Source organism: Sorangium sp. So ce327, assembly GCF_051530205.1.
In the GTDB taxonomy this organism is placed as follows: Bacteria; Myxococcota_A; Polyangia; order Polyangiales; family Polyangiaceae; genus Sorangium; species Sorangium cellulosum_B.
On the sequence record NZ_CP150330.1, the window covers coordinates 12619401 to 12643907 of the forward strand.

Annotated in this window: 14 protein-coding genes; 5 read left to right on the forward strand and 9 right to left on the reverse strand. The window is 70.4% G+C overall.

Annotation, left to right across the window (positions count from 1 at the left end; genetic code table 11):
- Positions 1–316: 316 nt before the first annotated feature.
- A complete protein-coding gene (locus WME95_RS47280) occupies positions 317–1846 on the forward strand; it encodes a sigma-54-dependent Fis family transcriptional regulator (RefSeq protein WP_437905743.1) in 1530 nt (509 codons plus the stop codon).
- A gap of 101 nt (positions 1847–1947) precedes the next feature.
- On the opposite strand, the gene WME95_RS47285 is transcribed toward WME95_RS47280, so the two are convergent.
- The 3 genes from WME95_RS47285 to WME95_RS47295 all read right to left on the reverse strand — a co-directional run bounded on the left by WME95_RS47285 (position 1948) and on the right by WME95_RS47295 (position 8650).
- On the reverse strand, positions 1948–4887 hold the full coding sequence (locus tag WME95_RS47285; protein WP_437905744.1) for a kelch repeat-containing protein: 2940 nt from the start codon (positions 4885–4887) through the stop codon (positions 1948–1950).
- Between the two features lie 209 nt (positions 4888–5096).
- Positions 5097–8168, reverse strand: coding sequence for a tetratricopeptide repeat protein (locus WME95_RS47290; protein WP_437905745.1), 3072 nt, complete (start codon positions 8166–8168; stop codon positions 5097–5099).
- Between the two features lie 194 nt (positions 8169–8362).
- Positions 8363–8650: a hypothetical protein gene (locus WME95_RS47295; protein WP_437905746.1), complete on the reverse strand. Its 288-nt coding sequence runs from the start codon at positions 8648–8650 to the stop codon at positions 8363–8365.
- Between the two features lie 396 nt (positions 8651–9046).
- Between WME95_RS47295 and WME95_RS47300 the strand changes: the two genes are divergently transcribed.
- From WME95_RS47300 to WME95_RS47310, 3 genes are all read left to right on the forward strand, one after another.
- Entirely contained in the window at positions 9047–9175 is a 129-nt protein-coding gene (locus WME95_RS47300) for a hypothetical protein (RefSeq protein ID WP_437905747.1), read from the forward strand.
- Positions 9176–9390: 215 nt separating this feature from the next.
- A complete protein-coding gene (locus WME95_RS47305; protein ID WP_437905748.1) occupies positions 9391–9681 on the forward strand; it encodes a hypothetical protein in 291 nt (96 codons plus the stop codon).
- Between the two features lie 22 nt (positions 9682–9703).
- Positions 9704–9946: a hypothetical protein gene (locus WME95_RS47310; protein ID WP_437905749.1), complete on the forward strand. Its 243-nt coding sequence runs from the start codon at positions 9704–9706 to the stop codon at positions 9944–9946.
- Positions 9947–10019: 73 nt separating this feature from the next.
- Here the strand turns inward: WME95_RS47310 and WME95_RS47315 are convergent, their stop codons facing one another.
- From WME95_RS47315 to WME95_RS47325, 3 genes are all read right to left on the reverse strand, one after another.
- Complete coding sequence (locus tag WME95_RS47315) at positions 10020–11423, reverse strand: sigma 54-interacting transcriptional regulator (protein WP_437905750.1); 1404 nt, start codon at positions 11421–11423, stop codon at positions 10020–10022.
- Between the two features lie 370 nt (positions 11424–11793).
- Positions 11794–12441 (reverse strand): hypothetical protein, encoded by a 648-nt coding sequence (locus WME95_RS47320; protein ID WP_437905751.1) that lies wholly within the window; start codon positions 12439–12441, stop codon positions 11794–11796.
- Positions 12442–12942: 501 nt separating this feature from the next.
- Positions 12943–13404: a hypothetical protein gene (locus WME95_RS47325; RefSeq protein WP_437905752.1), complete on the reverse strand. Its 462-nt coding sequence runs from the start codon at positions 13402–13404 to the stop codon at positions 12943–12945.
- 2319 nt (positions 13405–15723) lie between these two features.
- Between WME95_RS47325 and WME95_RS47330 the strand changes: the two genes are divergently transcribed.
- Positions 15724–17409 carry a hypothetical protein gene (locus tag WME95_RS47330; protein ID WP_437905753.1) on the forward strand — a complete coding sequence of 562 codons (1686 nt, stop codon included), beginning with the start codon at positions 15724–15726 and terminating at the stop codon, positions 17407–17409.
- A 172-nt stretch (positions 17410–17581) separates the two neighbouring features.
- Here WME95_RS47330 and WME95_RS47335 read toward each other — a convergent pair whose 3' ends face one another.
- The 3 genes from WME95_RS47335 to WME95_RS47345 all read right to left on the reverse strand — a co-directional run bounded on the left by WME95_RS47335 (position 17582) and on the right by WME95_RS47345 (position 24505).
- Positions 17582–20875 carry a protein kinase domain-containing protein gene (locus tag WME95_RS47335; RefSeq protein ID WP_437905754.1) on the reverse strand — a complete coding sequence of 1098 codons (3294 nt, stop codon included), beginning with the start codon at positions 20873–20875 and terminating at the stop codon, positions 17582–17584.
- Positions 20876–21146: 271 nt separating this feature from the next.
- Complete coding sequence (locus tag WME95_RS47340) at positions 21147–22490, reverse strand: OmpP1/FadL family transporter (RefSeq protein ID WP_437905755.1); 1344 nt, start codon at positions 22488–22490, stop codon at positions 21147–21149.
- Positions 22491–22687: 197 nt separating this feature from the next.
- Positions 22688–24505, reverse strand: a complete 1818-nt coding sequence (locus WME95_RS47345) for an acetyltransferase (protein WP_437905756.1) — start codon at positions 24503–24505, stop codon at positions 22688–22690.
- Between the last annotated feature and the right edge of the window lie 2 nt (positions 24506–24507).

The following is a 24507-nucleotide window of genomic DNA, read 5'->3' on the forward strand; positions in this document are numbered from 1 at the left end:
GGGTTTTGAGGGGCTTGAGGGCGACGTCAAGTTGCCGATGTCGGGCGCGAACCCCGCGATCTCCGGTCGGCCGGACGATTCCGCGATGCTTCTGGCGGTGCCCTCGGCGCCCACGTAGGAGGCAGTGCCGGCGACCCTCTTCGTGCCGATGCAGCCCGGACCACACTCCCGGTGACCAACCGCGCCAGGCCAGGGCGCACGGGCGACCGCCCATTCGCCGCGCTCACACCCGGCGACGCCACGGCGGACCCGCCTGCGCCATGGGGAATCGCTTTGGCTTCCCTTCCCCCCTCATCGTACCCTGCGCTCTGCGCCCATGGATCTCTACCCCTCGCTCCTTCAGATCGTAAGGATCCTCCTCTCAGAGGACGACGACGCGAAGGCCCCAGAGCTCGTGCTCCGCCGCGTCCTCGAGGCGACGGGCGCCGATCGCGGCTTCATCGTCGTCCGTGAGGACGGCTCCTACGAGCAGAAGTTCGCGGTCCACTTCGACAAGGCGAAGATCTCCGACAAGGAGCGCAAGTTCAGCCGCGGCCTCGTGCGGCAGGCCATCGAGACCCGGCAGATCGTCCACCTGTCCAGGGACGCCGACGAGCCGCACGCCTCGCTCCTCAAGAGCCTCGAGGAGTCGGGCGCATCCGCCGCGCTCGTGGCGCCCCTCGCCCACGGCGCCGACGTCTACGGCGCGGTCTACGTGGAGTACAAGTCCCGGGCCGCCAGCGACGAGGCGCTCCGCTTCGTCGCCGAGTTCGCCGAGCTCGCGGGGCTCTTCCTCAAGCGGGCCCTCGAGCGCGAGGCGCTGCGCCGCCGGAGCCAGCGCCTCGAGCGCGATCTCTTCGCCCGCTACGATTTCGAGGGCATCGTCACGCAGGACGCCAGGATGCTCGCGCTCCTCAAGACGGTCGCGCAGGTGGCCGACTCGGACGCGACCGTGCTCGTCCGCGGGGAGACGGGCACCGGCAAGGAGCTCATCGCCCGCGCGCTCCACGTGAACAGCCCGCGGCGCAGCAAGGCCTGCGTCACGCTGCACACCTCGGCGCTGCCGGGCAGCATCCTCGAGTCGGAGCTCTTCGGCCACGTCAAAGGCGCGTTCACCGGGGCCGACCGGGACCGCGTCGGGCGGGTCGCGTCGGCGCAGGGAGGCACGCTCTTCCTCGACGAGGTCGCGGAGATCGCGCCCGACGTGCAGGCGAAGCTCCTGCGCTTCCTGCAGTTCGGAGAGATCCAGCGCGTGGGCTCCGACCGGACCGACAAGGTCGATGTCCGCGTGATCGCGGCGACGCACCAGGATCTGCCGGCGCTCGTCGAGGCAGGGAAGTTCCGGCGAGATCTGTACTTCCGGCTCAAGGTGATCGAGATCGAGATTCCGCCGCTGCGCGAGCGCGCGAGCGATGTCCCGCTCCTCGTCGAGCATTTCCTCCGCACCTGCTGGAAGCGCCCCGGCGAGCGGCCCCGCTTCACGGAGCGCGCCGCGCGAACGCTCCGCGAGCATGCTTATCCGGGCAACGTGCGCGAGCTCGCTCACGTGGTGGAGCGCGCGTGCATCCTGGCGACGGGGCCGGAGCTCGACGTGGATCTGCTCCCGTCCGATGTGGCTCAGCCAGCAGGCCCCGGGCCGCTGGCGCCGCGCTTCTCGCGGCTCTCCGCCGACGAGCTCGATGCGGCGCGCGAGGCGGGCGTCGCCGAGCTGGAGCGTGCGTTCCTTGTGGCGCTGATGGATCGGCACGGAGGGAACGTGTCGCAGGCGGCGCGGGAGTCCGGGTTCAACCGGACCTACCTGCAGAAGCTCCTGGCGAAGCACCGGGTGGCCGGCGCAGGCGGCCGGCGCCCTGCCTTCGATGGGTGACGGACGCCGCCGGCCTTTGAACCGCCTCTTCTGAGGAGGCACTTACCCATGCATCGAAGGGGCCGCCTGAACGAAGCAGCCTGCGAGAGCCTTCGCGCGTTTCAGGGCCTGCGGCGGCGCGTGAAGAGGGCGCCCAAGGCCACGAGGGCCGCGAAGCCGCTCCCGCTATTCTCCGCGGATCCGCGTGCGGCGCGGCAGCCGTCGCCCGGCTCTTCGCCGTCGCCGGAGCCGCCGGTGCCGCTCACGCCACCCATACCGCCCTGACCGCCGGAGCCGGCCATTCCACCGGCGCCGCCTGCGCTTCCGCCCTCGCCTGCGCTTCCGCCGGAGCCGCCGGAGCCGGCCATTCCACCGGCGCCGCCTGCGCTTCCGCCCTCGCCTGCGCTTCCGCCGGAGCCGCCGGAGCCGCCCATTCCGCCGGACCCGCCCGCGCCTGCGCTTCCGCCGGAGCTGCCGGAGCCGCCCATTCCGCCGGACCCGCCCTCGCCCGCGCCTGCGCTTCCGCCGGAGCCGCCGATTCCGCCGGACCCGCCCGCGCCTGCGCTTCCGCCGCTGCCCTCCGGGGTGACGCCGCCCTCGTAAATCTCCGTGCTTGGTTGCGCCTCGGGGTCGCCGTCCCCGGACGAGCAACCTCCCAGCAACCCCCCGAAGACCAGGACGCGATTGCCATCGAGGAGCACGGACGACGGAGAGCTGCGTAGCCTGCTCAGGTTCGGCACCATCGACCAGTTATTCGTCACGGGGTTGTACACCGCGGCGCTCCGGAGGTCGCACTGGCTGCCGCCCGTCCATTCCGTGCCGCCCGCGATGAGCACCATTCCGTTTCCGAGCAGCGTGGCCGTATGACGTCGGCGCGCGACGTCCAGGGGCCCGGTCACCGTCCAGCCATTCGTCGCCGGCTCGTAGACCTGCGCGTGCGGGACGTGCGGCGCGCCCATGACCAGCACCCGACCATCACCGAGCAGCGTCGCCGTGAAATCGGCGGGCGGCATGAGCAACGCCTGCGTCGGCGTCCAGGTGTTCGTGGCCGGGTCATACCGATCGGCGCCGCTGCCGCTCACCACGAGCACGCTGCCGTCGAGCAGCCTCGTCGCCTGGTGCCCGGAATGCGCGAAGGTCAGCGTCCCCGCCGGGGAGAACGTCCCCGTGGCCGGGTCGTAGAGCTCCGCCGTCGCCGGATTGCCAGCGCCGCCGCTCACCAGCACCTTCCCGTTTTGCAAGAGGACCGCCGAGTGCCCCGAGCGCGAGACGCCGAGCGAGCCCGTCGCGTCCCAGGATTTCGTCGTCGGATCGTAGAGCTCGGCGACCGCCGTCCCGCCGCCCACGACGAGGATACGATCGTCGGGGAGCCGCAAGAGAGCGACGCTCCGATCGTGGTGCGCGACCATGGCGCCGGTGAGCGTCCACGTATTGCTCGCCGGATCGTAGGCCTCGGCCGTCGACGGAGAATCACCACCCACGACGAGGATCTCGCCGGTCGAGACCCGGATCGACGCGGGCTTGCGGCGCGCCTGCGAGAGCGACGCGACGCCGCTCCAGGCGTTCGTCGCCGGATCGTAGAGGTCCGCGGACAAGGTATCGTTCCAGTCGTTGTCGTACCCGCCGGCCACGAGGACGCGGCCATCGGCGAGCTCGGCCCACGTGCCTTCTTGCCGCGGCACGGGCATGTTCCCGGCCGGCGTCCACGGGGACTGGCAGCCGACCGGCAACGCCCCGACGCAAGCGCCCGCCTGGCAGACGCCGTTCGCCGTGCAGCCGTCGGCGCTGCCGCAAACCGCTCCGCTCAGCGGCGTGCAGGTGCCATTCGCCGACGCGCCTGCGCTCACCGCGCACGCGTCACACGAGCCCGCGTCACACGCGGCATCGCAGCAGACACCGTCGACGCAGAAGCCGCTCGCGCATTCGCCCGCGAAGAGGCAGGAATCGCCCGGGGCCGCGAGGGTGAGCCTCTCGACGGTCGCGCTCCCGCCGCCGGCCACGAGCACCCGCCCGCCTGCGAGCGCCGTGGCGGTGTGGCGGCTCCGGTCCGTGTTCAGGTACTTGCCGAGCGACCACCTCCCGCTCGCCGGATCGTAGACCTCCGTGAGCGCGCCGCCGCCGGCGACAAGCACCCGGCCATCGGCGAGCGGCGTGGCCGTGTGGTTGTGGTGGGCGACGTTCATCGGCGTCGCCGTCGTCCAGGTATTGCTCGCCGGATCGTAGAGCGCCGCGCTGCGGTTCGTGGAGGAGAACCCCTCACCACCGTAATCGGTGTAGCCGCCGGCGACGAGCACCGCGCCATTCGCGAGGAGCGTCGCGGTGTGCCCTTCCCGATTCTGGATCGAGCCCGCGGCGGTCCACGTGCCCGCAACCGGATCGTAGATCTCCGCGCTGCCGATGGGGTCACCGGATGCGTCCACCCCGGCCACCACGAGGACCTTGCCGTTCGGCAGGAGCGTGGCCGTGTGGGAGGAGCGCACCTTCGCCAACGGGCCCGCGTCGGTCCACGTATTCGTGACGGGATCGTAGATCTCGCTCGATCCCATCACCCACTCTTCGAACTCGCCGGCGGCCACGAGGATCCGGCCATCGGGCAGGAGCGTCGCGGTGTGGCGTTCGCGCGGCGTGACGAGCGGCGCGGCGAGCGTCCATGCATCCGCGGCGGGGTCGTAGATCTCCACGACCTCGGTCACGCCGCCGGCCACGACGACCCTGCCGTCCGGAAGCAGCGTCGCGGTGTGGCCGGTGTGCCGCGTGCTCATCGGCGCGACGAGCACCCATGTATTCGTGGCGGGGTCGTACACCTCGGCCGTCTCGCTCGCTCCGCCGGCCACGAGGACCTTCCCGTCGAGCAAACGTGTCGCCGTGTGCCTGCTCCGGGCGACGTTCATCGGCGGCGCCATGTCCCAGCGTGGCGCCGTGAGCGCGGCGACAGCCGCCCCGATGCCCTGCTCCTTCACGCGGCTTCGCGGGGTATCGGCGTCATCGCATCCGAGCGCCGCAGCGAGCGGCGCGACGAGGAGGACGGGGGCGAAGCGGCGCAAGAACGAGGCTGAACGCATGCTCGACGATAGCAATCTCGATGTTCTGGCTGTCAAGAAAAAATGGGCTCCTCCGTGGAAGCGCTGAGTGCATGGTTCGAACAAGGGCATAACGACTTGCGACCACGCGATGGATACCCTGCCTCACCCTCACCTCGCCAAAGTCGATGACGATCGTGAGCTCGAGATTCGAGAGCCGCGGGTAGGTGAGGGCGTGCGCGGCCCCCCTTTCACCGAGCGCCGCCGTGCTCCGCGAGCCACCCGTTCACCGCCGTGAGCGCGCGCTTCGCGTACTCCCCCTCTTCGGCCGCATAGGCGTCGCGCGCCTGGGTCGCGAGCTCGACCGCCCGCGCCCGGTCCCGCGCCGAGCCCCAGAGCGCCCTGGCCGCGTGGAAGCGGGTATCGGCGAGCTCGATCGGAGAGACGCCCTCGCCCTTCGCCGCATAGATGGCGAGCGCCCGCTCGGCGAACGGGCGCGCCTTTCCCGGCTCGCCCTTCTCGTTGTAGGCGCTGGCGATCCCGGTGAGCATCGACGCGACCGCATGCGAGCTCGGGCCCACGGCCTTCTCCTGGATCGCCGCGGCGCGCTCGAGGCGCACAAGGCCCTCGGCGTACCTCTTCTGCGCGACGAGCGTGCTCCCCAGGTTGGCGAGCGAGGCGGCCACGCTCGCGTGATCGGGGCCGAGCGCCTTCTCGCGGATCGCGAGCGACCGCTCGTAATAGGGCGTCGCCTCGGCGAACTTCTGCTGCATCTCAAGGACGGCCCCGATGTTGTTGAGGGATGATGCGACGTCGGCGTGCTCAGGGCCGAGCGCCTTCTCCCGGATGGCGAGCACCCGCTCGTGAGCACGCCTGGCCGCGTCGGTCTCTCCGAGCATGACGAGCGCAATGCCGAGGTTGTTGACGGAGGCCGCCAGGAACGGGTGATCGGGGCCGAGCGCCGTCTCCTGGATGGCGATGGCGCGCTCGATCCGGGGCAAGGCATCTCGATATTTGCCCTGGGTGTTGAAGAGGCGACCCAGGCTGTTGAGCGTGAGCGCGACGCTCGGATGAGAGGCGCCCAGCGTCTCCTCTCGGATCGCGAGCGCTCGCGTGTAGGCGCGCTCCGCGTCGTCGAACCGCTCGAGGTGGAGGCGGACGGTGCCCAGGCGGCTCCACGTCGCCGCGACCTCGGGATGCTTCGGGCCGAGGGCCTTCTCGAGGCCAGCCAGAGCGCGCTCGACGTGCTGCGCTGCCTCGCCGTACTTCCCCTGCTCGTCGAGGACGCTGCCCAGCGTGCCGAGCAGCCGCGCGCTCGCCAGCATGTCGCCCCCCGTCCGCTCGACCGCGCCCTCGGCGCCGAGCTGCAGCGCGAGCGCGTCGGCGTGCCGGCCTCCCAGGTAGCCGACCACGTAGATGAGCTGCGGCCACGCCTCCGCCGCGAGGGCGTCGTCCCTGGCCCGCGCCGCCGCGCGCAGCGCCTCGCGGAGCGCCGCCTCCGCGGCCGGGGCGTCGTGTGCGTCCCGCGCCGCGCGCCCGAGCATCAAGAGCGCCTCCGCCTCGATCTGGGCATGATCCGCCGCGCGGGCCTCGTCGGCGAGCGGCCGCGCGAGCGCGAGCGCCTCGCCGAACTTGCCGGCCTCATCGAGGGCCCTGACCTCGGCAAGGCGACCCCTCAGCGCGTCGATGCGGGCCCGCGCCGCGGCGTCCGCGGGCGGCGGGACCACCGCGGTCAGCGCGCCCGCGTCCGCGCAGCGCTCGAGGCCCGGGAGCGCGAGCGACGCCTCGATCGATCGATCGAGCACCTCGGCGTCCGCCCCCTGCGCGAAGAGCGCGGTGAGCGCCCCCATCTCCTGGCGGCGGCGCTCCAGGCACAGCGTCCGGAGATCGAGCAGCCCGGCCGACTGATCGCCCCTCACATGCGTGGCCTCGCACGAGTCGGCGTACATCGCGACCCACGCGCGCGCTCGATCGCCCAGCGCCTTCTCCACGCGCCGGTACGTGTCCTCCGCGTGCGGCCGCCCGGTGCCGGCGAACGCTGCCCGCACCTTCGCCATCGTCGCCTCGTCCCAGACGCCCGCGAGCCTCGCCTCGCCGCCCTTGCAGAGCCTGTCCGCAGGCTGCCGCGCGAACGCGAACACGAGGAGGCCCGCGAGCGCGAGCCCCGACGCCGCGACGAACCCGCGCCTCCACGCCGCCGCCGGATCCTTCGAGAGATCGGCGAGCAGCGCGTCCATGTCGGGGTATCGAGCGTCCCGATCGACGGAGAGCCCGCGCTCGAGACAGCGGCGGATCCGCGCCGGCATCTCGGCCCCTCGCGGCGGCTCTCGCACCCGCCCGAGCGCCACGTTCTCGCGCAGCTCGTCGTAGGTCTTGCCGGCGAACGGACGCTCGCCCGCGAGCGCCTCCCACAGCGACACGCAGAACGCGTACTGATCGGCCCGCGCATCCGCGGCCTCTCGCCGGTGCTGCTCCGGCGCCATGTAGACCGGCGTCCCCAGGAACGAGCCCGAACGCGTGAGCGCGGCCTCTAGCCCCGCCTCCGCGGTGCCGCCGCCGGCGTCGCCCTCCGCGAGCCCCGCGAGCCCGAAGTCCGTGACGCGCACGCGGCCGTCGGCGCCGACAAGGACGTTGTCGGGCTTGAAATCGCGGTGCACGAGGCCCGCGTGGTGCACCTGCGACAGCCCTTTGCCCGCCTGGAGGAAGGCCGCCACGACCTCCGAGGCGGGCCGCCGCTTCTCCGCGCAGAACGCGCGCAGCGTCCGGCCCTCGACGTGCTCCATCACCACGCGCACCTGCCCGCCCGAGGCGTCGACCTCGTGCACGGTGACGACGTTGGGGTGCTTGATCCTCGCCATGGCCTGCGCCTCGCGGACGAGCCGCGCGAGCGCCGTCGCCGCGCCCGAGCGCCCCAGCACCTCGGGCCGCAGCACCTTGATCGCCACGTCGCGGCCGAGCACGTGATCGCGCGCTCGCACCACCACGCCCATGCCGCCCTCGCCGAGGCGATCGATCACCTCGAACCGGCCGAGCTTCGTCCCCGGGCGCAGATCGAGCGACGCCTCGGCCCCGGGCGGCGCCGGAGGCTCGGACGCTCCCCCGTCCGGGGCGACAACGGTGCTTGCGAGCGGATCGATCGTGACGCTCGAGGACACGTGCTCGTCGCGGGAGGTCGACCGCCTCGACGGGTGCTCCTCGGCGGTCGCGGAGTTCGACCGCGGCTCCTCCGAGAGCAGCGCCTCGCAGCGGGTGCAACGCGGGTTGAACGGTGAGTTCTCCGCGCTGCACCCCGGGCAGATGATCACGCTCTCGCCCAGGCTCACAGGACGCTGTGTAGCATGCCGCGTCGCGGCCTGTGGTCTCCTGCGTCGCCCTCTCTTGGGTGGTGGGGTACTTTGACTGAAGGCGGGTCTTTTGAACCGCCAAGGCGCCGAGGGCGCCAAGAAATTCCCAATAATCTTGGCGTCTTATGGCGCCCTGGCGGTTCCATCATCCCGGCAGGGCGGGGGAGATGCGGCTACCAGCAGGTCGGCTGACCCTGGCAGCACCCGGGCTCCCCGGGCTCGCAGGTCTGCTCGTCGCAGTCCGCCAGGCAGGCATCCCGCTCGGCGGTGCACAATTCGCGGTCTTCGCCTTCGCTCGACTGGATGCAGGCCATGAAGAACCTGACGCACCGGCCCTTGCAGTTGATCAGCTCCTGGCTCGCCTCGCCCACCTCGACGTCGGAGGACGGCTCCTCCGCGACCTCGACCTGACAGCCGAACAGGGTGAAGCTCGCCAGCAGCGACGCGAGAAGGACAGACATGGATCGTTGGGTAACGCGAGTGAACATTCGACTCTCCTCGATGGTGACCGGACAGGTGGAACAGCGATGTCGTTGACAGCGGCAGGAGCTCACGGAGAATGGCCCTCTGCGCGTCGACCCGCGCGCAACGTGCATTGCCCGTGGGTCGAAGCGGCGCTGTCGGCGAGAAACGAAGCGTCCGGCGAAAGGTTTTGCAGATGCCATGCCACGGCGAGCGGGCCGGGCGTCCGCCGGCGAGCTCCCGCGCTTGCGCCGGAATCGAGGCGTATCGTTCGCCTGATCTCCGGAGCTGAGCGCGAGGCTGCCGAGCCCCCTGTCTCTCTGGAGGAGACACCTGTTCCTCGCGGAGAACAGCGCGCCGGCTCGCGGCGGACAGCCACGACGTGAACTCATCGCATGCGAGACGGGCAACGCGCGCCAGGAGGCGCAGCGAAGACCGACACGTACCCGTCCCTCATCGGCGGCAACACCTACGATCCGCAGCTCGCGTGGGCCTCGAACTTCCGCGGGTCATCCTTTCGTTGAATCCGTCCGTGTCGCATGGTATCATGGGGTCCTGGAACGGAGGCGGCCTTGGTTCGCGGGATTGAGCTGGATCGTTCGCGCTATCCGCTGGTCGTGATGCGCTCCGGCATGGACTTCACCCAGAGCGACTGGGACGAGCTGATGAAAGGCATGATTCAGCTCATCCTCACGGGGCCATTCGGTCTGATCAACGACATCCGCGGCGCCCGGACGCCGTGCAGCGGCGGGCCATCACGCAGATGTACATCGACTACGAGCGCGAGACACGCGCGCACCTGCTCGCGAGCGGCGTGGTGGGCGATTCCACCGTGATCAACGGGATCATCACCGCGCTGAACTGGCTGACGCCAACGCCGCATCCATTCAAGGTCTTCTCGAGCTTCATCGACGCGGAGCGCTGGGTGATCCAGCACTTCAACCGCGATCTCCGCGGACAGGTCATGGCGCAGGGCATCCAGCGCGCCGCGGCGCCGTGCGGTTCGGCAACACCCGCCGCAACGCGCTGAGACACACCGCGGCGCCGCGGAGGTGGGTGGGGAGGTAATCGCCCGCGGAGCCCGCGATGGGGAGATCTCCTGCGAGGACGAGAACGACGACTCCGACGAGGACGAGATCTGGTTGAACGCCCACGTCGACGGCCAGCCGGCTCCGGCCGCGCTGCTGGATCTCCATTCGTTCGAGGAGAAGACGACGAAGGGGCTCGGCGGGCTGTCCCCGGATCCGGCGCGCCGGTACATCCGCTTCGTCGATCATGTGGACCTCCACCTTTAGGAGGAGCGGGGCTGGCCCGAGGGGGGCTGGGCTACGCCGGGGCCTGGGGTTCGTGCGAGGGTGGGGGCGCGCCTCAGCGCCGGAACGCTGCGGGATCGAGTCCATACCGTTTGATCCAGCGCTGGATCTGCATCCTCGCCTTGCCCGTCGCGCGCGCGATCGAGGCGATGTTCCCCCGGTGCTCGCGGAGCAGCGCCAGGAGCGCGTCGCGCCTCGCCTCGTCGTCGCTCGCGTCCGCGGCACAGGCCTCGACGTCCGGCCGCTGGATCGCGGCCGGCAGGTGCTCGAGATCGATCGTGCCGCCGCCGTGCGCGAGCACGACCGCGGACGTCAGGCACTGATCCAGCTCTCGCACGTTGCCAGGCCAGCGGTACATCAGCAACGCACGTGCCGCGCGCGGGTGGATCTGGAGGCGGTCGGTGAGGGCCGGATCCATGCGCCCGAGGAGCGCGCCGGCGATCAGGCCGAGGTCCTCGCGGCGGGACCGGAGCGCGGGCAGCTCGACCGTGTGGCCGGCGAGCCTCGCGTAGAGATCGGCGCGGAACTCGCCGGAGGCGACCATGCGCGCGAGGGGGCGGTGCGTGGCCGCGACGAAGCGCACGTCGACGGGGACGGCGCGCGCGCCGCCGACCGGGCGCACCTCTCGCTCCTGCAGCACCCGCAGGAGCGCCGCCTGCGCCGGCAGGGGCAGGTCGCCGATCTCGTCGAGGAAGAGCGTCCCGCGGTCGGCGTTGCGGACGAGGCCGGGGCGATCGTCGACGGCGCCGGAGAACGCTCCCTTCCGGTGGCCGAAGAGCTCTCCCTCGACGAGATCGCGGGGGAGGGCGCCGCAGTTGACGGCGACGAGCTCCCCCGGCCGCCCGGAGATCGCGTGCACCGCGCGCGCCATGACCTCCTTGCCGGTGCCGGTCTCTCCGTGGAGCAAGATGGAGAGCGGCGATCGCGCCACCAGGGCGAGCCGCTCGAACAGCGCGACGACCTCGGGCAAGGCCGAGACGAGCCCCGGGGCGGGGGCCGCCGCGGGCGAAGGTGCGGCGACCGTCGCGTCGCCGTGCTCGGAGGCGAGGGCTTCCCGGAAGATGAAGAACGTGCGCCCGAGCTCGATGAGGTCGCCGTCGGCGAGCACGGCCGACGACCGCGGCGTCCCGTTGACGGAGCTGCCGTTCTTCGAGCCGCTGTCCTCGAGGGTCCACCGGCCGAGGATCCGGATCACGCGCGCGTGCCTGGACGACAGCCAGGGGTCGTCGAGGCGGAGTTCGACCCACCGCGCGCTCGTGTCGGCCGCAGTCGTGATGCTCCGCGCCGGGCCGCGGCCGACGCGTACTTCGTCGAGCGCCTCCAGGGAGACGCGCGCCGGAGGGCTGAGCGGCCGATGGCTCTCGAGGACGAGGAAGAGGCAGGGGCCGCGCCCCGGACAGCGAGGCTCCTGCGGTCCGCCGCTCGCGGACAGGGTGCTGCTGTCGAGTCCGCCGGACACGGCTCCGTGACTACAGGGCCCAACCGCGGTGGTCAATACCTCCACCGGAGCGCTGGTGAGGCGGCTGCTCGCGCTGTGTCGCGCGAGTTTCCGAGCCACCGCCCGGCCGTCGTCCTGGGCAGCTTGCGGCACGCGCCGGCGTGGACGGAGCGGCGCGCGGGGCGGGCGCCGCGCCGGAGGCGCGGAGGGGCGGTGGCCAAGCGCGGGCCGGCGCTCGCGCGGGCCGCGACGCCCCGGCCGCCGGCGCTCACAGCCGGTGGTGGCCAGGCTGGGCGCTGCTGAGCTGGCCCGGCCACGCCGGATGATCCGTGAGGAAATTCGGGCCGCGGAGCCCGAGCGAGCGGTATCAGCGGGGGATTGTTGGATGCTCTCAGTTGAGGACGGGGAGATCCGTCCCCTCCTTGGCCAGGTAGACGACGGTCCTCACGGTGCCGTCCGCATCTTTTCGCAACAGACCACCGCCACCTGGCCCCTTCCAGCCCCGCATGCCTTCGCCGTAGATCGCGGTTGTCATGAAGGCGCGGAAGGCCTCCTCCGTGGTATGGGTGAGCTCGACGCGACAGAGTGTGGCCCGACAATCCGTCGAGACCAGTCGTGTATCTTGATCGGTCAGCGGTCGGATCAGTTCGTCGACCTGAGCCGCGGCCCCCCGCGACCAGCCCACATCCGGCGCCTGCGCCGAGAAGGAGAGCGCAAGAAACTCCTTCTGTTCCTCGTGCGACGGGGCGTCCTGCGGAGATGCCTCGCCCGGCGGAGAAGAGGGCGGGTCCGAAGGGCCAGGGCCCTCGCTCTCCGCCCTGTCGGCGGTGTCATGAGTCGCACTCTGCGCCATGGTGATAACGGTCGGTGTCCGGCGCGGGCTCCTGTCGACGCTCCTCACCTTATCGGTGAGGTCGTCGAGTGAGCTCTGCATCCGGTCGAGCGCAGCATCCGCTTGGCTCGACCGGCGCTCTACCAGGACGAGGGCGCAAGCCGCAGACAACAAACCAATTCCCGCGAGCCATCTCGAAGATTGCATTGTCAACTCCAGACCATGGGACCTCTCACGACGAGGACCATTTCAACGTCTCGGGTTCACTCGGATCAAGGACCACGGAGCGCCGCAGCTCGGACGCCGGGATCGGTCCCAGGGGCACCCCTTTCAAGGTGACACCAGTTGCACGGCTGGACGGCCACATCGGTGAAAGACGCGATAAATTCAGCGGTGCAACGTATCTGCTCGCTCGCTCGACGCGTGCATGTGGCGCGTCGTCCATGGAACCGACGTGGTTACGGCCCGGCGGTCGCGGCCATGTGCGATCACGACCCCCTTCAATTTACGGGATCCGTGGCGAGCTCATCGGGCGGATCTGTCACGTTGAAAGGGATGGTCTCAGGGGCATGCACGAACACGCGGGTGGACGCATGAGCCTACATGGCCGTGAGAACACTGGCGCTTTTCCCCCGCAGCTCCGGCGAAAAACGCTGTGACTGGCGGACGGGTAGGCCCATGGGACCGTTCACGTGACCCGGCATGGTCTCAGGGGTTGAAGTTGATCGACGCGACCCCGCGATTGTTCGGTACGTCCCAGCAGACGAGGCGCAGGCTCGCGCCGCCGCCGACGTCCACGGAGAAGCTCCGCATCTGCTTCCCGCTTGGATTGAACGTGTCCGTCGCCCCCCACCAGCCCCATGGACCGCCTTCCCCCACGATCGACTGGGCATTGCATGAGAACGACCCGTACCCATCGCCGTACGACCAGGCATTGATGGTGTGCGCGCCGCCGTTGTCGACGGGAGCTTCGAAGACCAGCGTCTGCGGCGTGCTGCAATTGCTGAGAGCGGCGCCCCAGCTCTCCGAGACGCAATCCTGCGCCCCCGCGTTGGGCCAGGGGCTGAAGGCCCCGTAGCCCGTCAAGGTGCGCGCGCTGGCCGCGCCGGAGGCCGCGGCCACGGAGAGGACGGTGAGAGCCCCGGCAAATATCATTCGACGATAATTCATGATGTCATACCTCGTAGCTGTGGTTCGACCCGGCGCCGCAGCCGCGCTGGGCGCCGCGCAGGAGCCTTCAGCACATCCCGGACCAACCTGGAAATCATGGATCGCAGCGTGTTTTCGTTGAGCGGTGAGACCGGCGGGGGGGCACCTCCGGCGCCGGCGCCCTTGAGCTGCGACCCAGCGGGGGCAGGGGGGCGCGGTGCGCGCGCATGGCGTGGTGGCGAGCACCGGCAGCTCGCGGCACGCGCTGGCGTGGACGGAGCGGCGCGCGGGGCGGGCCCTCGCGGAGGTCTCCCCCGCGGCCCGAGCTGCGCCGCAGGCACCGTGCACCCGCGCACGCGCAGCGCAACGGTGGCGCAACAGGTGTTGCAGGGCGTTGCAGGGCGTTGCGGCGGGCGCTCCGACAGAGCGCCGGAGGGGTCGTGGCCACGAGCGCACCGCGCCGTCCGGCGCTCGCGCGGGCCGCGACGTTCCGGCCGCCGGCGCTCACGAGGCGAGCCGCGCGATGGTGCTGCCTGCTGGCGTGGCCGTTGCAACCGAGCCGGGAGTCGGGTACGAGGTTCGCCACCCGCGCGGCGGTCGAGGACAGGAGACATCGTGTCGACTGCAGGGCCGCACATGCTCGAAGACCCGCTGATGACCGGTCTGGCCGCTGCTCGGCTGCGACGAGCGGCGGCCAGACCACGTGCTGGTGGTCCGGCTCGTACACGAGCGGCTGCTTAGGGTCGCACCTCGGGTAGGTCCGTGTGCGCGGGCTCGTGATCGAGAAATAGGAGATCACGGCGTCCATGGGCTGTGGAGTGAACACGGCCACTTCGATGCATGCATCTGATACGGCGTCACTCTCCCAAGGGGGATGCGGATCACGTCAGGAGCCTTCCGTCGCGGCAGGGACGGCCCCTCCGCGCGCTGCACATCGCCCTCGCCACCGCGGTGATGTCGCCTGCGTGCTCGCCGGCCAGGCGGCTCCAGAGATCGGCACGGAGGAGCGAAGCGCGATGCGCGATGCTGGCTGGCACAGATCTTGAGTACTTGCACAGGAGCATCAACATGAGCCTTCAACATATCCTCGCCACGCTCGCCTTCATGCTCGCTGCGCTCGCCACGGGGTGCGGAGCCGCAGAACCCCTGGAAGACATCACGGACGCGAGCCGGCAGCCGCTGCGCACGCCCGATTACCGGATGCCTCAGAATAGGCTCCACCCTGGCGTGATCGATGCGAACCTCGACCTCCTGGATCATGTTTGGAGTTATTCGCTCACTACGCCGGGGTTCAACGAGCTCCTGCAAGCGCATCCAGAAGTCGCCAGCCTGTTCAATACCGGACAGCCTACGAGCGCCGAGTATCTCATGGAGGCGATCACTTCGTGTGCGCTCAATTCGGAACAGAGCGTGACGGCCGATGGCATGACGCCTTCGCACACCTGGTGGGGCGAATTCGGGCTTTGCAGCGGGCCCACGGGCACGTGGGGCGACTGGGCCGGGGAGGGGGATACATGGACGAGCGGGAGCGCGTGCTGGGAAATCGTCGCTGGGTGCGTCCTCGCGCGAATGAACGCTCTCGGTAAGCATGTCCCCATCTCGCTGCGCGTCGCAAATCTCGACGGGCATCTGCGCGAGTTCGAGCCTGCGACCAAGGTTCGGGTCCGGACTACGCTCCGTGAGGGGCAGACCGCTGGAGGCGAATGGCAGCCGGAGTTCGTGGGGATCTGCGCGCGGGACGAAATGGTGACATTGCAACGCGACGATTCGACCAAGGTGCGCGTGTGCAAAGGCATCCACGGATGTGACCCCGGCGGACAGCACGCGATGGGGCCTGGCTCCGCGCACGTCTATGCAGGATTCGTGGGGGATTTCGAGGCGGGCAGCGGCGCCATCGAGTTCCCGTGCCCCACGGACGTGAGCACTGCCCCGAACGGTAGGCCTGATCGTGCTTACTTCAGCGTCATGGTGGACCCAGCCGTCGCGGGAACACCCTCAAGGGACCTTGTCGCGCCGCTCCGGTCCGATGTCCCATTCGTGATTTATCCCGCCACGGAGCAGGAGGTATTTACTTATCCCGAGGGCGCGTTCTACGGCGGTCTCTACCGTACCGAGTCCTTCGGCATCGAACGATGGGCGTGCCACAGTGAAATGTGGCAGTCGAGTAAATCGTACTTCGCCGACCGGCTCTGCGCAGACCCAGGGAACCCTCAGAATTGCGGTCTGCAGGGCACGTCCGTCGCCTGTGAAGCGGCCTGCGCGGGCAGGAGCCCACAGGGCGCCTACTTCGGCTGCCAGGTCCCGAACATCCCAAATTTTCAATATTATTCGACGGTTACGGTGTTCCTCAACGAGCCCAGCGCTATTTCCAGTGACCCGATCGCCTCGGCGATCGTGCCCACCCACGACGAGTGCACGCCCGGAGCGCCGCTCGTCGATGGAAGCAGTCCTGTCGTGACGAGCGTCTGCGCTGTGGATCCCTACTGCTGCGAGTCAGCCTGGGACAGCTCCTGTGTCGCCAAGGTCCTGACCGTGGCGCAGAGCGCGGCCTGCGGTCCTGCCCCATGCGGCCACTCGACCTGCGCCAAGGGCGCGGCGCTCGCCGATGGGTGCAGCCCTGTCGTGACGAGCGTCTGCGCTGTAGATCCCTACTGCTGCAGCACGGAATGGGACGACTCTTGCGTCGCCGAGGTCCAGAGCGTGGCGGGGAGCGAGGCGTGCGCCTGCAGCCATCCCGTCTCCACCACGGGCGCCGCGCTCCTGAACGGGTGCAGCCCTGTCGCGACGAGCGTCTGCGCCGAGGATCCCAGCTGCTGCAACACCGGCTGGGACGACTTGTGCGTCGACAAAGCGGCGACCGTGGCGAGCCGCCTGGTGCTCGGCTCCGCCCCCTGCAGCCACTCGACGTGCACGACGGGCGCGGCGCTCACCGAGGGGTGCAGCCCTGTCGTGACGAGGATCTGCGCCGTGGACCCCTACTGCTGCGACGTGGAATGGGATCGCCTCTGCGTCGACGAAGTGGCGACCGTGGCGCAGGACCTGGAGTGCGTCGCCGGCGCCTGTGGCCACACGCTCTGTACGACAGGGGGACAGCTCACCTCGGGCTGCGACGTCCCACCCCTCCCCTCGAGCTGCGTGGCGAGCATCTGCGCGGTGGACTCGTACTGCTGCGATGTCGCGTGGGACCGGATCTGCGTGGGCGAGGTCGCGAGCGTGTGCGGCAAGACCTGCGGCACGTGCTCTGACGCTCTCCAGCCCACGGAGTGTGCCGTCGACATGATGGGGTTCGTGAACAGCCTCCTCGGAGCCGTCAACGCGATCGATGCGCCGCTCGCGACGAGGACCGAGGCCGACATGCTCTCGTGCCCGGCGGACACGGGCGCAGGAGAGGGCCATCTCAATGTCTTCTCGTCCGTCGGCCCGCTCCCCAAGAGCTGCAATCGCGTCGGCGTCGACGACTGCGCCGATCCGGCGCGCTCGAATTACTGGGTGTCCGTGGTCGACGAGCGACGCGCTGGCCTCTACGAGAGCGCCCCTTATTCTTTCAGGGTCATCTGGGGATCGGAGGTGGAGGACTACCGGTATTACGGCGCGTGCTCCCCGGACCCGAACGGGTTCGACAACGCAGCCGCGGGCATCCCGAAGCTGCTCGAGCCCGTGAATGACGTGGACGGGGACGGCGTCGTCGGGATTCCGTCACCGCGGCACGAAGGCAAACGGGTCGTTGACTACCAGAACCACGTGTACGAGCTCCGTTTCTACGTGCCTGACGGCAACGGCGGGAGGACGTACATCGAGAAGGACACGATCGCGCAGATCTCGAGCCCCTTCCTCGTGCCTGCCTCGATCCCGCTCCCAAGCGCGACCAGCGCCGATCACGACGCGCCGTACAAGAGCGCGTACGTGGCCGTGAACATCACGCCGAGGGATGCGGCGGGGGAGGTCTTCACCGCGCTCGTCGAGAACAACTACGATGATACCGGGTTCATGCAATGGAAGCAGCAGCCGTCCTGCGGCGGGCAGTGATCCAGCGGGGCCGGCGCTGGAGAGTGCCTTGCTCCACGCCTGCCCCGTGCCCCCGTCGACACAAGGGTTGATGCCCGTGATGGACGAGGTCCCGAGCGTGTGCGGAAAGGGCTGCCTCTGAGGCGCGAGCCAGGCGGCCGCAAACCAGCCGCACGCAGGCCGGTCGTCCGGCTCATCGCGCCGCGCCGCGCCGTGCCTGGAGCAGCTGGCGCATCTCCGCCACGGCAGGGACCGGCTCATCCGCCACCGACCACGCATCGAGGACCTGCTTCGCGAGCTCCCGCGCCCGATCGCCCTCGCCGCGATGTGCAGCGCGGCGCGCGGCGCGCACCAGCGCGAGGCTCGCCCCGTTGAGCTCCCGAGAGCGATCGGGGATCGCCCTCTCCAGACGGTCGGCGAGATCGGTCTCTCCCGTGCGCTCGAACGTCTCCACCATCGACTCGGCGAGGACCTCGGCGAACGGGCCCTGCGTCCGGAGGAGGGGCCGGAACCTCTGCGCGGCGCCCGCGAAATCGCGATCCGCATAGCGCTCGGCCCCTTCGGTGAAGGCGCCCGCGTCCGGGAGGGCGCTGTACGACAGACGCTGCCACAGCTCCCGGAGCCGCTTGAAGCAGCGGCGAGAGACGGCTGGCGAGGCGTGCGCGCAGATGGCGGGCAGGCGCAACGGGACCTCGAGGTGCGCGCCGTCGAGCGGCGGAGGCTCGGGATCGAGGAAGCGCTCCACGACGAGATCGGCGATCTCGTGCGCGCGGCCGAGGACAAGGGCGATCTGCAGGGCGCGCCAGGCGATCTCGAAGCGCTGCACGAGGACCCAGCCGGTGTCGTCTGCGGAGACGACCATGGCTTGCTTCGCCTTCGAGAGCGCAGCGCCGAAGCGGGCCTCGCTCGCCGCGACACGCACGAGGAGCAGCTCGCTCCCCACGCGGTGGACGGGGTAGCCGCCGGTCGAGAGCGCGAGCGCGACGCCGCGCGCCTCCTCGCGCGCGCCGGAGGTGAGGAGTTTGTCGGCGAGGGTGCCGGCTACGTCCGTGTCGAGCGGCGAGAGCGCATAGGCGCGCCGGGCATACGCGAGCGCGACGGTCGCGTCGCCCGAGCTCTTCGCCTGCCACAGCCACCCGTAGCTATTCCAGGGCACCCATGCCTGCATCGCCCGCAGCGCCGCCTCGGCGCTCGCGGTGCTGTACGTCACCGCGACGAGCTGGAGCCAGGGCGCGCAGCTCCCGCCTATCCAGTTCCTCGGCTCCGCGTCCACGGCGAGCAGCGACACCTCCGAGGCCCGCTTCGGATCGCGCGCTTGGAGGAGGCATGAGAGGGTCGTCGCGAGCGTCGAGCGCCCGAGGGGCGCGGCCTCGCGCTCGAAGAGCTGCGCGATCTCCGCGATCGTGGCCGGATCGTCCGCGTTTCGAGCCTCGAGCTCGACGCGGGCACGCGCGGCGAGCTCGCCCGGTGATGCCGGAGCGCTGCGCGGAGGCAGCGTCACCTCCGGAAGCGGGAGGCCGAGCGTGTAGGCGCAGCTGCGGCGCTCCGCGGCCCCCCTCTCCGGAAGAGCGGCGCTCCTCGCCTCGAGGCGGGAGCACTCGTCGCGAAGCCCGCGCGCATTGTTGCTCATGGCCATGGCGAGATCGACCAGCGCGAGGGCGCCGCCGACGTCGCGGGCGCGCGAGAAGTCCGCCACCGTGGCATCGAGCGTGGGCGACACGGGGAGCGAGCCCCGCTCGGCGAGAGGGGTCATGGCGCTCCGCACGGCCTCGTAGAGGGCGCGCCCGGTGCCCACGGCGCGGTCGAGCTCGGTCCCGTCGGGACGGCGGAGGGTGACCGTGATCCGGAACTCGGTGCGCTCCCGGACGACCTCACCATCGGCGTAGTCCGCCGCTCGGCGACGGGCTTCTTCGACCGTCTTCGCGCGGGCATCGGGCGCGGCGTAGGGATCCTCGGGGAACGAGTCCACAGGCTGCGCCTGGAGCGCGAGGAGCTCCGCGGGGATCAGGGTCCGCGCGGCAGAGCCGCCCAGTTGGATCCGCGCTCGATCACAGAAGATGGATGCCGCCGCGGCTCCCAGCCAGCCCGCCGGCGCATCGACGCCCGATGCCTCGAAGACCGGGCACGCCAGCACCGAAGACGGCGATTGCACGGGAGATGCGGCGGGGGGCGCTGCCGGTGGGGGCGCGTCGCGCGTGCCAAACCATGCGACGGCGGTGGCCAGAAGGAGCAGGCTTCCTGCGATCGCCGGCGGCTTGCCTCCCATCGCGCGAAGGCGGCGAGGAGCAGACGGCCCGCGCGGCGGGGGCGACGGCTCGGCGAGGGGCACCCGCGCTCCGTTACCCACGGACGCGGTAGAGCCGATATCCCACCGTGCTCGCGTAGGGGTCGAGCCCGCCGGGGGCGCCGGCGCGGTCTCTCCCAGAGCCGTCTCTCCTGGGCCCGGCTCGGTCTCTCCCAGGGGCGTCTCTCCTGGGCCCGGCGCGGTCTCTCCCAGGGGCGTCTCTCCTGGGCCCGAGCGTGTCCCGCCATCGTCGGTGATGCTGTCCCCTGCCGCGGCGGCCGGCTCCTCCACGCTGCCGGGGGCTGGAGAGGGCAGGCTGAGCGTCTCGATGGCGGTGATCCCGAGCGCGTCGCCGAGAGCGCGCACCGCCGCGACGGCCGTGGCGAAGCGCCGATCCGGATGGACGGCGGTCGCGCGCGCGAACCACGCATCGAAGGCGGAGGACAGGAGGACGCCCGCTCTCGCTGCGCGCGCGCTCGCCGGCTCCGTCGGGCCGTGGGCCACGCGCAACGCGAAGGCGACCAGATTGTCATCTTCCTTCTTGTCGTCGGCCCAGTACGGCTCGCCGACGAGGAAGGTATAGGCCATCATCCCGAGCGCATAGATGTCTGTCGCCGCCGAGACGCGCTGGCCCCGGAACTGCTCGGGCGCCATGTACACCGGTGTCCCCACGGACTGGGTCGCGCCTCCGCCGACGGTGGTCTCGGCGAGGCTCTTCGCCACGCCGAAGTCCAGGATCTTGATGCGCCGCTCGCCGTCCTCGCCCACGCTCAGGAAGAGGTTTGCCGGCTTGAGATCGCGATGGACGATCCCCGCCCGGTGCGTCTTGTCGAGCGCGAGCGCCGTCTGGTGGAGGCACGCGAGCGTCTCCCCGGGCGAGAACTGCCCCACGCGCCGGAGGCATCGTCCGATCTCCTCACCGCGGAGCAGCTCCATGACGAGGTACGGCACTCCGGTCGCGTCGTCGACCCCCGCGTCGACGACGTCCACGATGAACGGGCTGTCGATGTGCGCGGCCACCCGCGCCTCGAGCTCGAATCGCTTCCGGAGCTCGGGACGCTCGATGATATGGGAGAGCATCACCTTGAGCGCCCACCGGCGGTCCGTCCCGAGGTGGCGCGCCTCGTACACCGCGCCCATGGCGCCCGCGGCCAGACGGCGGATCAGCCGGTAACGACCGGCGAAGGTTGCCCCCTCAAGCACCTCGGTGGACATGGCGCGTGGGGAGAGGAGACGTTCGGGCTCGCGCCGGTGTCAAGCCCCTCCGGGAGGCGTCCGGCGGCCGCGAGGCTTCCCGCGTGCGCCGCATCAGCGCATGTTAGCGCGCGCCCTTTGGGTAGTGCTCAAAATTGAACATGAAGGCGGGAAGGCGGGAAGAAATGATCGATGATCTTCCCGCCTTCATGTGAACTCTCTTCGGGCAAACTTGATCGAGTTCGGCTGGAGCACGCCCTCGTAGGTCGGCGAACCGCGGTCAGAACACGAACTTGAGGTGTCCGCCCACCGTCGCGAGCACCAGCGAGTACTCCCCGTTGCCGAGGTCGTAATCCGAGCCGGTCACCGTGCGCGGCAGGATGCCCTGCACGCGGACGTCGCCCGAGAGCGACACGCGATCGCTGAGCTTCAATACGCCCCCGATATCCCCGATCAGCCGGTGGTTGTCGGGCGAGGCCACGTCGATCGTGCTGTCCGGCGAGGCCGCCGACTGATACCCGACCGACGCCGTCGCCAGAAACGCCTCGCTCAGCTTGTACTTGGCGCCGATCTCCGCCCACACCGTGTCGTTCCACCTGCGCGGCAGCGTCACGGTGACGCGATCGGTGATCCCGAGCTTCGGCTGGGCGAGGTCCGGAGACGAGGCCTCGACGACGAACGCCTCGATGTCCGAATAGAGCACGTACGAGAGGAGCCCATCGAGGCTGAGCTTGTCGTTCACCCGGTAGCCGACGCCGGCGGTGAGCCGCTTGGGGAGCGTGAACGAGAGCTCCACGTCGCCCTCGACCAGCGGCTTGTACTGCAGGCCCTGCTCGGCGAGGTCCTGCGTGAAGAACGGGTGGTCCATGTCGATGGCGAACTTGCCCTTGTACCGCATCGCGGCGCTGTGCTGGTACGTGAGGCCGAAGCGAAGGTCCTTGTTGGGATTGAAGGCCAGCCCGATGTGGAAGGAGGCGCCGTGCGACAGGGCCTCCTTGATCGAGATGGAGCGCGCGAGGACGTCGAGCTCGCGCAGCTCGGACGGCGTGTTCGGGCCGAAGTCGTTGTCCTGCTTGAGGTAGTCGAGGCCGTCGTGGAACTCCTTGAGGCTCCCGAAGTCCTGCACCTTCGAGAGCTCCGCGAGGCCGCTGACGTAGGATACGCCGGCGCCGAGCGAGACCTGGTCGGTCAGCTTGAGCCCGGCGGCCGCCGTGAGCGACGTCGAGACGATGAACGCCTGCCGGAGCTGCCAGCGCTGCGCGCCGTCCTGGAAGCTGAGCGCCGCGGCATAAGGGACATACAGGCCGACGCCCACGGTCAGGCGATTGGGCAGGACCGGGATCGCCAGGAAGGCGTTGCCCGTCGGCGCGATCGGCGTCGTCGACACCTCCTCGGCGCGGCCGCGCTTGCTGGCGTCGACGTTCGCCGGATCGAGCGGGAGCTTGAACTGGAGCGTGTCCGGCGTCTGGTACGTGCCGAGCCGCTCGCGCTGGTAGGTCGCGTGGCCGACGATGAGGCCCGCGCCCAGGACGAGCTCGGGCCGCTGGACCCCCGCGAGCTCGGCCGGGTTCCAGTAGACGGCCGCGGCGTCGGCCGTCGTGGGGCCCGAGAGGCCGCTCGTCACCCAGGGCGCGTCGATGCCCGAGGCGTGCGCGTCCCGCGCCGTCAGGCAGGCGAGGCCTGTCGCGAGCGAGAGCGCGGCGAGTTCACGTCCTGTTCGTTGACACGCACGCGCACGGGCGCGGGCACCGGCACGGGCGCGGGGCCGCGGGGGCGGCGGAGCTCCTTGCATGAGACGGGTCCTCACGGTGGGGGGGCCGATCACTGGATCCGGGTGAGGGTGAGCGAGAGGCGATGGGGGCTCGGCTTGTCGCCGATCCTGATCTCGTAGCGGTGCCCCTCGTCGTCCGCGAAGTACAGCGTATCTCCTGCCTTGACCTCCACCTTCTCGTGGAGCGCGTCGCCGTCGATCTCCTCGGTCGTCGACACCTTCTTCTCGAGCCCGGCGTCGGAGAAGAAGCCAGGGCTCTCGTAGGCATAGTCGCGCACGCGCGCGCCGTCCGCGTCCTTGCGGATGTCGTCGGGCGCGACGAAGTAGAGGTAATCCCGCTGGCCGGCGACGCCGCTCTCGGTGCTCGGCTGGTAGAGGTAGAAGTCCGCGTCGCCGGCGGCGTTGTTGTTGAGCTCGAGCGCCATGTCCTTGAGGACCGCTGGATCGCTCGCGAGGTTCTCCTTGATGCTCGCGACGAGATCCTCGGTCTTCACGCCGACCGGCACGTCGCGCAGGGTCACCTCGAGGTCGGCTTCCCCCTCGGCGAGGCCGCCGTCATGGAGCCGCGCCTGGGCCACGTCGAGGAGGATATCCCAGAAGTAGGACGGCGCCGGAGGCGGGTCTTCCAGGATGACGCTCTCGTCGACGCTGATCTCGGTCCACCCGCTCTCGTCGATGCAGACCTTCACGGCCTCGAAGTCGCTCGTCGAGGTGCCCGCGGGCGCGTAGGTCGAGCAGTGATCCTCGATCTGGGCTGCCCTGAGCTCACCCGCGCGGGCGAGGATGTGCTCGAACTCCCAGAGCGGCTGTTCCCACACGGGCGAGTTGCCGCGCGGCGCGGGCTCCCGGCTCGTGCCGCCCGGCAGGAGCATCGCGTTCTCGGGGATGGCCAGCGTCAGCTCGCCGATGCTCAGGTTCCTGGCGAGGTTGTCCAGGACGAGCCAGTCCTCCTGGCTGAAATCGAACAGGGTGTCTATCTGGCCGGGCGTGCTGTTGACGCTCGCGACATCGGCCATCGTGGCGTCGACCCCCTTGTACGGCAGGGCGTTGACGTCGACGCGAACCGTCATCGTGAAGTCGTCGAGGGCCGCCTTCACCCCGGATGCGGCCTTGATGAAGCCGGGGTGCTTCGCGCCGCCCGGGTCGTCCGGATCGAGCGGCGTCGGGCCGAACTGCGCGGCGAGGCCGGCAAAGTCGGTGACGACGTCGTACAGCGTGACGGGGATGGAGTGCGGCGCGACAGGGTAGACGCCGTCCGGGTGCTCGTCGTTCGCCGGCCCTCTCCGGTGCTGGGTATTCGGGTGGGTGCTGACGAGGTTCTCCAGGACGGCCTGCGAGGTGATCTGGACGGGGATGAGCCGCTCGTTGGCGGCCGCGCCCGTGAGGTCCGCGAGGATTTTGGAGGTCGGGAGCCCCACGGCGTTGCCGACCCCGAGCAGGCCCTCGAGGCTCGTGCCGCGGAGGTCGGCGTTCTCCGGCGTCATGTTCAGGAGCCCGACGAGGTTCCGCGACGCCGGCGGGAGCGCCGCGATCTCCGCGGGGGGCATGTACATGACCTTGAGCAGCGCGTTCTCGATGAGCGTCGAGATGTCGAGATCGAGCAGCCATATCCCTTCGAGGGTGGGCCGCGGAATGGCCTTGAGCTCCTCGAGCGTGAGCGTCTTGGCGAAGCCCCTCGCGTCGAACCGCAGGAACTCGAGCGTGAGCGTGCGGCTCTGGCGCACGCCGAGCACCGGCGGGGGCGGCGCCTGCTCCACCGTGACGGCATCGACGCAGCCGGGCAGCGCAGTGGAGAGCGCGGTGGCGAGCAGGGGGCCGAGCCGGGAGAGCCGGCGGGCGGCGGGGCGGGTGCGGTCTCGCGCTTCCATGA